The sequence below is a fragment of the Vreelandella maris genome (assembly GCF_013371085.1).
Lineage (GTDB): Bacteria > Pseudomonadota > Gammaproteobacteria > Pseudomonadales > Halomonadaceae > Vreelandella > Vreelandella maris.
In genome coordinates, this window is sequence record NZ_JABWCV010000024.1 from 19441 (window position 1) to 34119 (window position 14679).

Sequence of the window (14679 nt, forward strand, 5' to 3'; positions counted from 1 at the left end):
ATCCTCATTAACCACACGTTCATTCATCATGATGCGATTAGATCAATTGTTGGTCAGCCAGGGGCTGGCCAACTCGCGCACCCGCGCCCAACGGCTTATTCGTCATGGCCGGATTCGTCTTGCAGATAACGGCAAAGCGTTAGTTAAAGCCTCCGAAAAATGGCCCGAAGAGACCCGCTTTGACGTGGAAGATGATCCCGAAGAGCGCTATGTCTCCCGCGCTGGCTTAAAGCTTGAAGCAGTACTGATTAGGTTACAGCTGCGCTTGGATGGTCATCGCGTGCTTGATGTTGGCCAATCCACCGGGGGCTTTACTGACTGCGCGCTGAGCTATGGTGCCCGCCATGTGATTGGTGTAGAAGTTGGCCATGGGCAGTTGGCCTCCGAACTACGTGGCGACCCACGGGTGACGTGCCTGGAAGGGTTAAATGCGCGCTACATGAGCAGCGATGAAGCACTAAAAAGCGTGCTTGCTATTCAACCCATCGATAGCGCCATTATGGATGTGTCATTTATCTCGCAAACGCTGATTCTGCCCGAAATTGCCGCCCTGCTGCCGCCGGAGGGGCAATTGATCTCGCTGGTTAAACCTCAGTTTGAGCTGAACGCAGAAGCTCTCGATAAACGCGGCGTGGTGCGTGACGCTAGCCGTTATAACGACGTTGAAGCCAATATTCGCAGCACCTGTCATGCCTGCGGATTTACGATACGCCACTGGCAGGAGAGCCCGATTACCGGCGGCGATGGCAATCGGGAGTTCCTCCTGCATGCTATAAAGGAATGTAATAAAAAGACTTGAAAAGAGTATCAAGTCGACGAAGGAGGCGTGAGCTGATTTGCGGACTGCACTTTGATAGCCTCGCCCTTATCAGGATGTAGCCATACGTCCATCTGCTCAAAGGCCACGCGTACGCCCGCCTCACGAAACAGTGCATCAACCCGACAGTTAATTTCATCGGCCGCAAACAGCCTGTCGAGCAGGTCGTTGACGAAAATACGCAGCTCAAAATTGAGGCTATGCTGCCCGTAGCTTAAACAGAAAACCTGAGGTTCTGGGTCCGCCAGCACGCGCGGGTTTTCATCTGCAGCTTTGCGCAGCAATTGATGCACCTTCGGCATGTCCGACCCATGAGCCACGCCGTAAGTCAGCACGACTCGGGTAATATTATCCGACAGCGACCAGTTGATTAGCTGATCAGTCACAAAGGTTTTATTGGGGATAATAATTTCTTTACGATCAAAATCAGTGACGGTCGTCGCCCGGATGCGGATACGGCTGACAGTACCGTGCAAATTACCAATCGTGATCGTGTCGCCAATACGAATTGGCCGCTCAAACAGAATGATCAAACCGGATATAAAGTTGGCGAAGATTTCCTGCAAACCAAACCCTAGACCCACACTCAGAGCGGCCACCAGCCACTGCAGTTTGTCCCAGGAAACGCCAAGGGTCGATAACCCCATCACAATCCCCGTGCCCACAATGGTGTAGGAGAGCAGCGAGCTAATGGCATAGGCGCTGCCCTGTTTCAATGACAGCCGAGATAGCACCATCACTTCTAACAGGCCAGGTAAGTTGCCCGCCATAATAAACGTAATAGCGACTATCAGCAGGGCAGCAAAGATGTCGGATATCGATAGCGCGTTATCAACCAGATCCCCCTCTTGCGCCTCCCATAGTGACACGTTGTCCAGATAGCCAAGCACTGAAAGCAAGTCTGCCCAGACCAAATAGAGCAGCGCACTAAAGCCAATCAACACAATCAGCTTGGAAATCCGCAGCGACTGGCTATTAATTTGCGCCATATCAAGCGGTGGCTCTTCGACAACTTCTAACCCACCTTCAGCGCCCTCCTGTACCTGAGCGCGACGGCGCGCCAGCGCACGACGATAGGCGAGTCGCCGCGCGGCTACTGCAAGGCTTCTCACCAAAGTGGCTTCCACCACTACCCACAGCCCCAGCAGGTAAAGGGTAATGGCAAACCGCCCCACTAATCGCAGTGCGGTGTATTCGTAACCCCAGATCACCAACCCCAGCAGCATCAACGGTACCGACGCCATCGCCAGCCCCAAAAACAAACGAAACAGACGCACGCCAAAAATGGGGATATGCGCCAGTATCAACTGCGTCAGCCACCAGCTCATGGCTATCAATCCAAGCGACAGTAATGCTAGCGCAACGGGGCGCATTGCTAACGGAGTCTCCATCTCACCCGACATAGCCGCAATGGCAATAACGGGCACCAAAGCAACCCCTAATCCGCCTAACAGTTGGCGTAACCGAGCGGTGTATTGAGGTGACCAGGCAAAATGGCGTTCTGCCACACCATCAGCAACCAACAGCCTGCGCCCCCATGCGACCACAGCCCAGCTCAATGCAAGCTGAAGCAGCGCCGGGGCAACGCTGTTTGCCAGCGGACCGACCGCGCCTAATAGCCCAATGCCAATGCCCGCTAACGCTAGCGGGCCTGAAAGCGCCAGCAGTGCGTTCATCAGTACCGCTTTAGGGGTATGCAACTGCGTATCGCTTTTCAAGCGGCCAATTTGTGAGTGCAGAGTGGCCAGGCGAGCCTTGATTGTTCGACGCAAACCCATCAGCACTAGGCCTAGCAACACTATCGGCGCGCCTTTAAGAATCTCCCAAGAGAGCCCTTGCCAACGGGTGGGCAAAATGGCGCGCCACTCTCCCTCTTGCCACTCTAAAAGTAAATTACGGGGCAGTTGACGCAGCCAGTTAAAGTCCAGCGGACGACTGTTAGCAACCCAAAATAGCTGTTCATCAATGGTTTCGCGCAGCTCACTGGTGGTCATTAATACCTGCTGTTGGTTCAGCTGTAGCTCGATCGCTGCACTCAACAAGCTTCCATAGGACTGCTCCAATTGCTCGACCAGCTCACGCCGTGACTGATAAAGACGAGAGAGTGAATCGACTAATCCTGGCGTCGCTTCTATGCCCGCTTCTGCTAGCCGCGTAGTCGCAAACTGCTCGCTTTGGCGTAACTGGTCACGCTGACGTACTAGATCAAATTGCTTCAAACGCAGATCAGCAATTTCATCCTGCAAATCGCGCCGTGCGGTTAATGGCGGGAGGGATTGGCGCTGCTCACGCAGAATACGCGACAGCAGTTGGCTTCCGCGTATGGCATCAATTTGCTCATTCAGGCTACGCTGTAGTTGGCGGACATGCTCCAACTGACGCTGGGCTTCAATATTCTCACGCACGATACTATTAGCGCGGTCGGTGGCCCGTAGCAGTTCAAGGCTTAACGTTTGGTTAGCTTGTTGGGCTTGCACCACCACTGGGTGGCCAGCGGCAATTAAGGGGTTATCCCGGGCAGCATCAGCAATCGCTTGCTCTGAGGCCAACCGCCGCTGTTGGTCTATCACTCCTTGCAGCATACTGAGCTGCTGCTCTTGATAATCAATCTGCAATATCAGTACATCACGGCGCTCCTGTGCCAATTCGCGCAGCCGACTATTCGCGCTGAGTTCACGCTGGTAAAAGCTCATTTCGCGGTCAGCAAGTGCGCGCTCAAGGCGCAGCTGTATAAGCCGTGCATCACTCAATGCCGAAAGTTGCCGATCTGCTAGCAAAGCCTCGCGCTCATCGTGTTGTCGGCGTAAACTCTCCACGCGCTGGAGGGTTTCAGCGATAGATTGTTGGGCACGCTCAGGGAGTGTTTGGGCAGCCAGTAGCTGGGAGTTCACTTCCGCTAGCTGGCTTTGCAGCTGTTGAAGCTCGACCACGGCCTCCGTTTGCAGTGTTTCCAGCTCGTCAAGGGGCCGGTCACTCAAACCAGCCACGGACAGTTGCTGTGACGCTTCTTCAGCTTCACTCAACTCACGCTGCAAACGAGTTAGTAATTCTGGAGCTTGCTCTACGCGCGTATCTAACGCGGCAAGGCGCTCATCGACAGAGGCGAGCCTTTCATAGGCATCAAGGGCAGCCTCCAAGGCTTCTTTATCGCTTGTTTGTTGGGCGGTCAATGCGCCCTCAAGCGCTTCCAACTGAGCAAGCCTTGATGCCAGCTCAGCCTGTTCGGGCACGCGTTCGAGCATGCTGGCCTGGAATGTGGCCTGTGCTGCGGCACTGCTAACAAAAAGCAGCAAGAATAAACACGTTACGATCCACTTACAGGTGCATCTCACCACGTTACTTATGCCTCGTTGACATCGAAAGCTCCGCAGACACGGATAATAAGGTTATTGTCAGACGTTCTGATAGCCAGCGCAATCAGAGGTGTTGACTTCCGCAGGCGGCGTGATAGAAACAACCATGGCATTTGCCTATTCATTCATTTTGCGAGCCACTTTAGATGGTTATCCGAAAACTACCGGTCACGAAATTATTGGTTCTGCTGAGTCTTGCTACGTTTAGTGCAAGTGCCTTCGCTGAGTCCCAACAAGAGATTGAGGCGCGTATCCGTGCCCTCAACGCTGAGCTATATGATCTACATCAACAGCTGCAGCAGGTAGAAAATCCCGAAGACGCCGCCCAAGGCGTGCCATTTGAGCAGTTGCCTGAAGAAGCTGCCAGAGAAGACTTGAGCGAGCGCCGTGAACTTGAGCAGGAATCAAGTCGAAACCCGTTTTCAATCACAACGCACCGCACCAATTATCTGTTTCCGGTTAGTTATAATGCGAACCAGAACCGCGAAAGCTTTCGCAATATCTCAGACGACAGCAAAATAGATAGCGTAGAGCTTAAGTTCCAGTTTAGCGCCAAGGTAAATCTAGCTGAGCAGGTGTTTGGCAACTACGGCGACGTCTTTTTTGGCTACACCCAGCGCAGCTGGTGGCAGGCCTACAATACCGATGCTTCATCGCCTTTCCGAGAAACCAACTACGAACCTGAAGTATTCATCGACTTTGACAATGCCTGGGAGGCGCTTGGCTGGGTGAACACCCGCAACCGAATCGCCCTTAATCATCAGTCTAATGGTCGCTCAGATCCTCTCTCTCGTAGCTGGAACCGGGTTTATCTTGAAAGTACGTTCCAGCGCGGTGACTGGGCTTTCACCCTGGCACCCCATTGGCGGATACCGGAATCCACAAAGGATGACGACAACCCAGATATCGAACGCTACATGGGGTACGGCGATATTCGCCTCGCCAAGCGCCTTAATAACAACCATGAAGTGAGTGGACAGCTGCGTGGCAACCCAAGCGCTGGCAATATAGGCACACAGATAGATTACAGCTGGCCTGCTTTCAACAGCTTGCGAGCACATGTACAGTATTACTATGGCTACGGCGAAAGCATGATTGATTACGATCATCGTGTGCATCGCTTAAGCCTGGGGTTCAGTTTAAATCCCTTATTTAGTGCCACAGGGCTGAACCGATAGGTGTAACTGCTTGTCTGTTGTCAGGTGGCTGCTATGCTTGTAGCAGCCCTCTCATTCATTCGTCAAAGGAAGACTTCATGGCCAAACGTCAGCAAACTTACTCTACGCAAGCCGATCAACTTAAAGATGATCTGCGCCATTTGAGCGAAACCGTTGAAGAACTCGTCAACGCGACCGCTAAAGATGCCAGCGGAGAGATGAACGATCTACGTACACGCGCCGAGCGCCGATTAAAAGATACCCGTGCGCGCCTTGAAGCTCGCGGCGAACGCCTCTATGACGACACGCGCGACTCACTGACACAGCAAGCAGATGCCTGCGACCGCTATGTTCATGAGAACCCCTGGACGAGTATTGGCATTGGTGCAGCAGCGGGTATGGTTGTGGGTATGCTGCTCGGTCGTCGCTAATGGCTTTGGGTCCAACCCAACGCGTCTTCTCTGCTGCCAAACGCTTACTAAAATCGCTGATCGCTAATAGCGAAACTCGCCTGCGTTTGGCGGTGTTTGAGTTGGAAGAAGAGCGTGCGCGGCTACTGGTTTTACTCCTTCTTGCAGGTGCGAGCTTACTGCTGCTGTTGCTGGGTATTGCCACACTGACAGCGCTGGTAGTGGTTCTGTTCTGGGATAGCTATCGCTTAACCGCCATCGCGATAAGCGCTGGGGTATTGATAGGCGCCAGTTTGTTACTAGCGTGGATCGCTGTTCGCCAGTCGAAGCGCCACTCTCTTTTGAAAGAAACACTCAAACAGCTTGCCGCAGATCGAGCACTGCTTGAGGAGCCAAGTGATGAAACCATCCGCAGACACCGCTAACCCGCCAACAAAGCCACTAAGCCGCGCTGAACGTAAAGCCCTGCTACTGGCGGAATTGGAGCAGCAGCGCGTGGATATTCTGGTCGATAGCGAATACCTGCAGCAAGCCGCCTCGCCCCTGGATAAAAACTGGCAAAGTTTCAAGCTGCCGCTTTACGCCGTCGGTGGTTTTGCCGCATTCAAACTAATGCGCCACCCAGGTGGAGCAATGGCGGCAGGTAGAAAAGTGCTTGCGGGCTATATGCTACTCAAGAAGCTTAAGTTATTAGCCAAAGTGGCTACTTAAGCCTGTTGCTAATACCCTGAGCGAGCGGCGTTGCCTAGCAAGACTGACCACAGGCTACGCCACTCGCCCATGCCCACTGAAAGTTATACCCACCGAGCTCGCCTGTAACATCCACTACTTCACCGATAAACCGCAGCTGTGGCAAGCCTTTCACTTCAAAGGTTTTGGATGATAGCGCGTCGGTATTGACTCCCCCCATGGTCACTTCAGCAGTGCGCCACCCTTCAGTACCTGCCGGTTTCAGTTGCCAAGCATTAAGCCTGCCAGCCCATTCGTCCAAGGCCTGATTGGCATATTGAGCGAGCGGCCGCGCAGGATCATGATCGGGATACCACTCAAGCAATGCTTGCGCCAAGCGCTTCGGAAAGCGTTCCGTCAGCCACGTAGAAAGTTGACGCTTGGGCGTTGCTTGACGCGCCTCACGCAGCGATTCCGCCACATCTTCACCGGGCAACAGATCAACGGTAAGGCTCTCCCCTGGCTGCCAAACGCTGGATACCTGCAGCATCGCGGGCCCAGACAGGCCGCGGTGGGTAAACAGCATAGGATCAACAAAGCGACGGCTGCCAGCACTGGCGACCACTGGTACGCTGACACCAGAAAGTGATGCTGCACGCGCTTTCCAGGTATCGCTAAGGGTGAACGGCACCAACCCCGGCCGAGTATCGAACACTTCCAAGCCAAATTGACGCGCTATGTCGTAACCAAATCCCGTCGCTCCCATACTCGGAATAGAAAGCCCCCCGCTGGCCACTACCACCACACCCGCATCAATTTTACCGATCGACGTCGACAGCCGCATGGCATTGCCCTGCTGTTCCACACGGGTAATCTGAGTACTGAGTTTTATTTCAGCCCCGGCCCACTCGCACTCGGTGAGTAGGGTGCGAACAATTTCCTTGGCGGAGGTTGCGCAGAACAGCTGCCCCGGCGTTTTCTCAACATGCTCAACGCCATGGCGCTCAACGAGCTCGACAAAGTGTTCTGGGCGGTAGCGCTTGAGCGCCGATATACAAAAGTAGGGATTTGAAGAGTAAAAATGCTGTGGCGTCGTGCCTAGATTGGTAAAGTTGCAGCGGCCGCCGCCGGACATCAGAATCTTCTTGCCCGCTTTGTTAGCATGATCAAGCACTAAGACCCGTTTACCGGCATAGCCCGCTTGCGCTGCGCACATTAACCCTGCGGCGCCAGCGCCAATAACAACGACATCATAGATCATAATGGGCAGTTCAAATTGGACGACATTCAGGGCGGCTCCGAGTGCAAAAAACAGGCATTCTACCAGGAGCATGCTTGATAAATTTTTATATTAAAAAAATACCCTGCATAATAAACGTATAACTATTTACAACACTGAGATCACTATGTCTTTACCGGTTCGACGACGACTGCTTCTGAAACTCGCGCTTGTCCCATTTGGCCTGCTGTTAACACAGGTGGCGTTTTCCCAATCGGCCCCGTCTGTCATCGGGACACGGGCAGAAATGACCACTTGGTCTGACCCTCTTGAAGCGCTGGGGACGCTGAGTGCCGATGAAAGCGTCACGCTTTCCACCACCGTCACGGAAATTGTCTCCGAGATCAATTTCCAGGACGGTGAACAGGTTGACGAGGGGCAACTGCTTATCCGACTAGAAGATGCCGAGGAGCAGGCGCAACTAAGGGCCTCGCAGGCACTACGCGAAGAGCGACGCAACGCCTCGAACCGTGCCACGCAGTTGCAAGACCGTAACCTGGCGGCCAGAGCAGACGTAGAAGATAGCCAGTCCCGCCTGCGTCAGGCAGAAGCCGACATTCAAGCCATTGAGGCCCAGTTGGCCAACTACCAAATAGAAGCTCCCTTCAGTGGTCGCGTTGGGTTTCGTAATATCAGCGTCGGTGCGCTGGTTACCCCAGGCACGGACTTGGTAACGCTCGATAAATTAGATGTTATGAAGCTGGACTTCAGCGTACCCGAGGTGTTTTTAGGCCGCCTTGCACCAGGATTAATGCTAAATGCCACCACCGCTGCCTTCCCAGACGATATTTTCAGCGGTGAAATTGCCACCATCGGTACCCGGGTCGACCCGGTGACACGCAGTATTAATGTCCGCGCCGAACTCGACAACTCTGACGGCCGGTTGCGCCCTGGCATGCTGATGGAAGTCGTCGTCCAGCAACACGTGCGCGACACTATTGTGATCCCTGAAGCCGCTATCGAACCCAGTGGAGACCGTCATTTTGTGATGCTTATCGAACAAAGTGATGGCACAACTCGCTTGGCACGCCGTGAAGTCGCGATTGGCGAGCGTCGCAATGGCGAGGTAGAAATTCTTGAGGGGCTGGCTGCCGATGAGTTAATTGTCGTTCACGGCCTGCAATTGGCCCGGGATGGACAAGAAGCCCGGTTGATCGGTATCACCGATGATGAAAAAGGTATTCGCGAGCTGCTGGAGGCTGACCGCTGATGCGCCTTTCGGATATCTCCGTTCAGCGGCCAGTGCTGGCGATGGTCATTGCAGCGCTGATTATTGCCTTTGGTCTCCTGGCGCTCAATCGCCTGCCGCTGCAGGAGTATCCCACCATTGACCCGCCGGTGGTCACTATCGACACCCGCTACCCAGGCGCCTCGGCCAGCGTGGTCGAAACGCGCATCACCCAGGTACTTGAGGATCGCATAGCCGGGGTGGAAGGCATCGAGCTGATTACTTCGCAAAGCGAGGATGGCCGCTCCCAGATTGAAATAGAATTCGGTATCGATATGGATATCAATGCCGCCGCCAATGATATTCGTGACCGAATTTCCGGCGCACTGCGCAACCTGCCCGACGATGCTGACAACCCCGAGGTGACCAAGGCCGACAGCAGTGAAGAGATAGTGGTGTGGCTCAGCCTTTCCGGTGAAGACTACTCCATTACCGAACTCACCGATTACGCTAACCGCTTTCTGGTCGACAGCCTTTCCGTGCAACCAGGCGTGGCACGGGTACGCGTTGGCGGTGGCAGCGACTACGCAATGCGGGTTTGGCTGGATCGCAATGCACTGGCTGCCCGAGGGCTTACCGTCGGCGATATCGAGGATGCCCTGCGGGCCGAAAACGTAGAGCTCCCGGCAGGCTCGATTGAATCTGTCGATCGCCAGTTTATCGTTCGCCTTCCCCGCAGCTTTGCCAGCGCTGACGACTTTCAGCGCCTTGCGATCAACTCGCCTCAAAACCAGAGCGAAAACGGCTACCTGGTGCGCCTTGCCGACGTAGCCCGAGTGGAGGTCGGTGCGGTAGAAGATCGCTCTGTCTTCCGCTCCAACGGTGTGCCCATGGTCGGGCTTGGCATGATCATGCAGTCCACGGCCAATGTCATCGAGCTTTCCGAGGCGGTGCAGGTAGAGCTTGAACGGCTGCAGGGCACGCTGCCGGAGGGAATGACGCTTAGCTTGAACTACGATGCCTCACTGTTCGTCTCCGGCGCGATTGATCAGGTCGTCATGACCCTATTTATCGCCATGGGCTTGGTAGTGGTGGTGATTTTCCTGTTCCTGGGAAACTTGCGCACTACCCTGGTACCCGCGGTAACAGTGCCCATTGCCGTTATTGGCGCGTTTACCGCCCTAGCCGCGATGAATTTTTCGATCAACCTGTTAACCCTGCTAGCGCTGGTGCTGGCCATTGGCCTGATTGTGGATGACGCCATCGTGGTGCTTGAGAACATCAATCGGCGTATGCACGACTACGGTGAAACACCGCTGGTCGCCGCCTTTCGCGGTACCCGGCAGATCGCCTTTGCGGTCATCGCCACCACGCTGGTATTGGTGGCTGTTTTTGTGCCCCTGAGTATGCTGCAGGGGGACATTGGCCGGCTCTTTTCCGAATTCGCGCTGACCATGGCCGCCGCAGTGGTGATCTCTACCCTACTCGCGTTGACACTTACGCCCATGATGGCGTCTAAAATTCTTAAGCCAGGCATGCACGATAGCCGCATTGGTAAAGCCGTACAGTGGCTGCTTAATGGCACCCAGCGCCGCTATCAGGCGACATTGGAGTGGATGCTCAAGATGCGCTGGCTGGTCGTCGCCATGTTCGTGCTGTTGATTGCGGCTACCGCCTGGCTGGCCACAGCACTGCCGAATGAATACACCCCACAGGAGGACCGCGGCAACTTTATCGTATTAGTGAATGGCCCTGAAGGCGCTACCTTCGATTACATGATGGATTATATGGATGAAATCGAAGCGCGTATGACACCGCTGATCGAGAGCGGCGAGCTGGAGCGTGTGGTAGTTCGTGCGCCGCGTGGCTACGGCAATATCGAGAATTTCAACAGCGGCTTTATTATCGTCAATATGGCTGATTGGGGCAGTCGCCGTAGCGCTTGGGAAATCATGGCCGACGTACGCCAGACACTGAGTACCCTACCCGGCGTACAAGCGTTCCCCGTCATGCGCCAGGGCTTTGGGCAACGCACCGAAAAACCGGTCCAGTTTGTACTGGGTGGCGGCACGTATGAGGAACTTGCCCGCTGGCGAGATATGTTGATCGACCATGTGCGTGAAAACAATCCGCGCTTAACAGCCCTGGAAAGCAACTACAACGAGACCCAACCGCAACTGCGGGTGGAGATCGACTACGAGCGTGCTGCCTCGTTAGGCGTTACCGTCTCGGAAATCGGCAGAACGCTGGAAGTGTTGTTGGGCGGTCGCAATGTCACTCGCTATGTGGATGAGGGTGAGGAGTACGATGTCATCCTGGAAGGTGACCGCGGTAGCCAGAACAGCCCCAGGGCACTGGATAACATTCAGGTTCGCTCGGCGCGCTCCGGTGAGCTGATTCCTCTGGCCAGCCTTGTCACGCTTTCCGACTTTGCTGGCGCCAGCACCTTGAATCGCTTTGACCGCATACGCGCTATTACCATTGAGGCTAATCTGGCAGATGGTTACCCACTCGGCGAAGCGTTGGCGTACCTAGAGGAGAGCGCTGCAGAGCTGCTGCCAGAAGAGGCACAAACCAATGTGGCAGGCGCATCACGCGACTTCCAGCAGGCTAGTGGCGCCACCGCCTTCCTGTTGATAATGGGCGCATTGGTGGTGTTTTTGGTACTCGCTGCCCAATTCGAGAGCCTAATCCACCCCTTTGTTATCATGCTCACGGTGCCACTGGCAATGAGCGGTGCCCTGCTTGCCCTATTGCTCACTGGACAGTCGTTGAACATCTACAGTCAAGTAGGTTTAGTGCTACTGATTGGCTTAGCCGCTAAAAACGGCATTCTGATTGTCGAGTTTGCCAATCAATTGCGTGACGAGGGGAAAGCGTTTCGAGCCGCATTGATTGAAGCCTCTGTGACACGCTTGAGACCTATCTTAATGACCGCCGTCACCACCATGGCCGGCGCCATTCCATTGATTATCTCGACAGGGCCGGGGGCCGAGTCGCGCTTGGTCATCGGTACCGTGATTATGGCGGGGGTCGGTTCAGCCACGCTGTTTACACTGTTTGTCGTGCCCGTGGCTTACGACCTGCTGGCACGCCATACGGGATCGCCAGGCGCAGTGAAGCGACAGCTCGAAGATGAAATCGCCAATGCCCCTTCCCATGAAGGCGCTTCAGGCAGGCAGTAAGTACCTCTCTAGTAAGTACCTATGCAGTCAGTACCAACGAAAAGGGCCTCCCGGTTAAACGGGAAGCCCTTGCTTTGAACTAGCATTGCTGCTGGCGGTTACTCACACTCGCCGAGGTACTCGCCTTCAATGACCGTGTTCATGCTCAGCTCGCCCATGGGCGACTGGGTCAGGATATCGACACTGCCTTCAATGCGCTCACCCATAAAACGCATTTCACCATCGATGGTCGCTTCGCCACCTTCAGCACGGCATACCATGCTGTAGCTAAGGCCGTCTGCGTTCAAATCCTGATCGAGCAGCTCACAGCCCTCTTCTTCTTCGATGAAGCCGAATTCAGCGCCCTCAAGTTCTTCCTGAGTAATGCACTGACGCTCGGTTTCCGTTTGATCCGGAATTTCCATTTCGCCGCTGACGCTGGTTTTGCTGACAAACTCCCACTCACCAGCGGTCACATTGGGGGTTTCAGCCAACGCGACCATCGGAAAGGCCACTAGGGCCGCTACTGCCATGTTACGTAACATCATCGCTACTCTCACTGCGTTGCTTTAGGAACCAGCGAATATCCTACCTGATTCAATCCTACGATGCCCTACCTGAGGGACACACTGCTACACTCACTTCCTTAGAAATGCTTGATTAAGCGCACTCCATCTAAAAGGAAGCCAACGATGCATGACGACGCCCTGGTCAATTATGACTTCCACTGCCCTTACTGCGATTCACCGCTGACCTTTCTCATTGATACGTCACAAAGCAGCCATGACACGTGGGAAGATTGCCACCAGTGCTGCGCGCCTATCCAGTTACAAGTTGTCGTTTCGCCGATGACCGGCGAACTCGATAGCGTAGTGGCCGGTCGCGACGACGACGTTCTATAGTTTGCATTAAACGTCTTGCAGGGCAGCCTTCCGCTTGGTTTCGTTGCGGCGCATAAAAAACCAAGCCAACAATGTTGCCAGGGATACGATCAGTATAATCAGCGTGGCAAGCGCATTAATCTTGGGTGATACGCCCATACGCACCGATGAAAACACCACCATCGGCAGCGTATTCGCTCCTGGGCCCGAGACAAAGCTGGCAATCACTAAGTCATCAAGTGAGAGCGTAAACGCCAGCAGCCAACCTGCCGCTAAAGCGGGCGTAATAATCGGTAGCGTGATGGAAAAGAAGGTTTTCACCGGCGGCGAGCCCAAGTCCATGGCCGCCTCTTCAATGGAGTGATCCACTTCGCGCAGGCGCGCTGCCACCACGACCGCGACATAGGCACTGCAAAACGTGGTGTGGGCAATCCAGATCGTCGCCATGCCACGGTCAGCGGGCCACCCGGTAATCTGCGCCATTTGCACAAACAACAGCAGCAGCGACAGACCGGTAATCACCTCGGGCATGACCAATGGGGCCGTCACCATGCTGGAGAGTGCCGTTTTACCCCGGAAATGGCCGTAGCGCGTCATCACAAAGGCCGCTACGGTGCCTAAGCAAACCGCCATGCTGGCAGCGAAAAATGCAATCCTCAGGCTCGTCCACACCGCCGATAGAATCTGCTCGTCACGAAATAGTTCACCGTACCATTGGGTAGAAAAGCCAGCCCACACGGTGACCAGTTTTGAGGCGTTAAACGAATACACCACCAACACAAACATCGGCAGGTAAAGAAACAGCAGGCCAAGCACCAGCATAACCGTTGAGAAGTTGATCCGTCGCAGGCTGCTCATGACGCTAGCTCCTTGGACTGATAGCGATGGAACCAGACAATCGGCACTAGTAAGAGCAGCAGCATCACCATGGCCAGCGCCGACGCCACGGGCCAGTCGCGGTTTAAGAAAAACTCCTCCCACAATACCTTACCGATCATTAATGTGTCCGGGCCGCCAAGCAACTCGGGAATCACGAACTCGCCTACCGCCGGGATAAACACTAGCATCGAACCGGCGATTATCCCCCCCATAGAGAGCGGCAAAGTAACTTTGATAAAGGTATTGATCTTGCGCGAACCCAGGTCAGCAGCGGCTTCCAATAACGAATTATCCATCCGGGTTAGGTGGGCATACAGCGGCAACACCATAAACGGCAAGTAGGCGTAAACGATACCAATCGTGACCGCAAACTGGGTATTCATCATGCGTAGTGGAGAATCGATCAGACCTATCCCTATCAGCAGGTTATTGATCAACCCGCTATTGCTTAAAATACCCATCCAGACGTAGACACGAATCAGAAACGACGTCCACGAAGGCAGCATGACCAGCAGCAGTAACAGCAGCTGCCAGCGAGCCGGTGCCCGCGCCATGGCATACGCCATTGGGTAGCCGATCAGCAGACAAGCCACCGTCGCTATGAACGCAGTTTTGACTGAGCCCCAATAGGCGGCAATATAAAGCGAATCTGAAAGGAGAAAGAGATAGTTGCCCAGGTTTAAAAAGACATGCAGCGTCTGGTCGGCATACTCAAGCAGTGGCCCGTAAGGCGGAATCGCAATCGCCGCCTCGGACAGGCTGATTTTGAGTACCAGCGCAAAAGGCAGCAAGAAAAACAGCGTTAACCAGACGAGCGGAAACGCAATCACTGCCCGCCGCCCCAGTTTCAAGCGTTTGAGCAGTGCTGAAGAACGAGATGGCTTCATTGAAGGCAGGCTCCT

The 14679-nt window shown here is 54.5% G+C and carries 13 protein-coding genes; 8 read left to right on the forward strand and 5 right to left on the reverse strand.

Annotated elements, in window-relative coordinates:
- The first annotated feature begins 28 nt into the window (after positions 1–28).
- Positions 29–799 (forward strand): TlyA family RNA methyltransferase, encoded by a 771-nt coding sequence (locus tag HUO07_RS17050; protein ID WP_176304555.1) that lies wholly within the window; start codon positions 29–31, stop codon positions 797–799.
- Positions 800–807: 8 nt separating this feature from the next.
- Here HUO07_RS17050 and mscK read toward each other — a convergent pair whose 3' ends face one another.
- Entirely contained in the window at positions 808–4110 is a 3303-nt protein-coding gene (gene mscK / locus HUO07_RS17055) for a mechanosensitive channel MscK (RefSeq protein WP_176304556.1), read from the reverse strand.
- Positions 4111–4316: 206 nt separating this feature from the next.
- Between mscK and HUO07_RS17060 the strand changes: the two genes are divergently transcribed.
- From HUO07_RS17060 to HUO07_RS17075, 4 genes are all read left to right on the forward strand, one after another.
- Positions 4317–5348 (forward strand): phospholipase A, encoded by a 1032-nt coding sequence (locus HUO07_RS17060; RefSeq protein WP_176304557.1) that lies wholly within the window; start codon positions 4317–4319, stop codon positions 5346–5348.
- Positions 5349–5425: 77 nt separating this feature from the next.
- On the forward strand, positions 5426–5758 hold the full coding sequence (locus HUO07_RS17065) for an ElaB/YgaM/YqjD family protein (RefSeq protein ID WP_176304558.1): 333 nt from the start codon (positions 5426–5428) through the stop codon (positions 5756–5758).
- A complete protein-coding gene (locus HUO07_RS17070) occupies positions 5758–6162 on the forward strand; it encodes a phage holin family protein (RefSeq protein WP_008959586.1) in 405 nt (134 codons plus the stop codon). Before HUO07_RS17065 ends, HUO07_RS17070 begins: the two co-directional genes overlap by 1 nt.
- Positions 6137–6448, forward strand: coding sequence for a YqjK-like family protein (locus tag HUO07_RS17075; protein WP_101147848.1), 312 nt, complete (start codon positions 6137–6139; stop codon positions 6446–6448). Before HUO07_RS17070 ends, HUO07_RS17075 begins: the two co-directional genes overlap by 26 nt.
- Positions 6449–6482: 34 nt before the next feature.
- Here HUO07_RS17075 and HUO07_RS17080 read toward each other — a convergent pair whose 3' ends face one another.
- A complete protein-coding gene (locus HUO07_RS17080; RefSeq protein WP_176304579.1) occupies positions 6483–7667 on the reverse strand; it encodes a BaiN/RdsA family NAD(P)/FAD-dependent oxidoreductase in 1185 nt (394 codons plus the stop codon).
- A 145-nt stretch (positions 7668–7812) separates the two neighbouring features.
- Between HUO07_RS17080 and HUO07_RS17085 the strand changes: the two genes are divergently transcribed.
- Complete coding sequence (locus HUO07_RS17085; protein ID WP_176304559.1) at positions 7813–8895, forward strand: efflux RND transporter periplasmic adaptor subunit; 1083 nt, start codon at positions 7813–7815, stop codon at positions 8893–8895.
- Positions 8895–12038, forward strand: coding sequence for an efflux RND transporter permease subunit (locus tag HUO07_RS17090; RefSeq protein ID WP_176304560.1), 3144 nt, complete (start codon positions 8895–8897; stop codon positions 12036–12038). The genes HUO07_RS17085 and HUO07_RS17090 overlap by 1 nt, the downstream gene beginning before the upstream one ends.
- Before the next feature lie 98 nt (positions 12039–12136).
- On the opposite strand, the gene HUO07_RS17095 is transcribed toward HUO07_RS17090, so the two are convergent.
- Positions 12137–12565, reverse strand: a complete 429-nt coding sequence (locus HUO07_RS17095; protein WP_008959591.1) for a DUF3617 domain-containing protein — start codon at positions 12563–12565, stop codon at positions 12137–12139.
- Positions 12566–12709: 144 nt separating this feature from the next.
- On the opposite strand from HUO07_RS17095, the gene HUO07_RS17100 reads away from it, so the two are divergent.
- Positions 12710–12919 (forward strand): zinc ribbon domain-containing protein, encoded by a 210-nt coding sequence (locus HUO07_RS17100; RefSeq protein WP_101147844.1) that lies wholly within the window; start codon positions 12710–12712, stop codon positions 12917–12919.
- 6 nt (positions 12920–12925) lie between these two features.
- Here HUO07_RS17100 and HUO07_RS17105 read toward each other — a convergent pair whose 3' ends face one another.
- Both HUO07_RS17105 and HUO07_RS17110 read right to left on the reverse strand, forming a co-directional pair.
- Positions 12926–13756, reverse strand: a complete 831-nt coding sequence (locus tag HUO07_RS17105; protein WP_176304561.1) for an ABC transporter permease subunit — start codon at positions 13754–13756, stop codon at positions 12926–12928.
- Positions 13753–14664 carry an ABC transporter permease subunit gene (locus tag HUO07_RS17110; protein ID WP_176304562.1) on the reverse strand — a complete coding sequence of 304 codons (912 nt, stop codon included), beginning with the start codon at positions 14662–14664 and terminating at the stop codon, positions 13753–13755. The genes HUO07_RS17105 and HUO07_RS17110 overlap by 4 nt, the downstream gene beginning before the upstream one ends.
- Between the last annotated feature and the right edge of the window lie 15 nt (positions 14665–14679).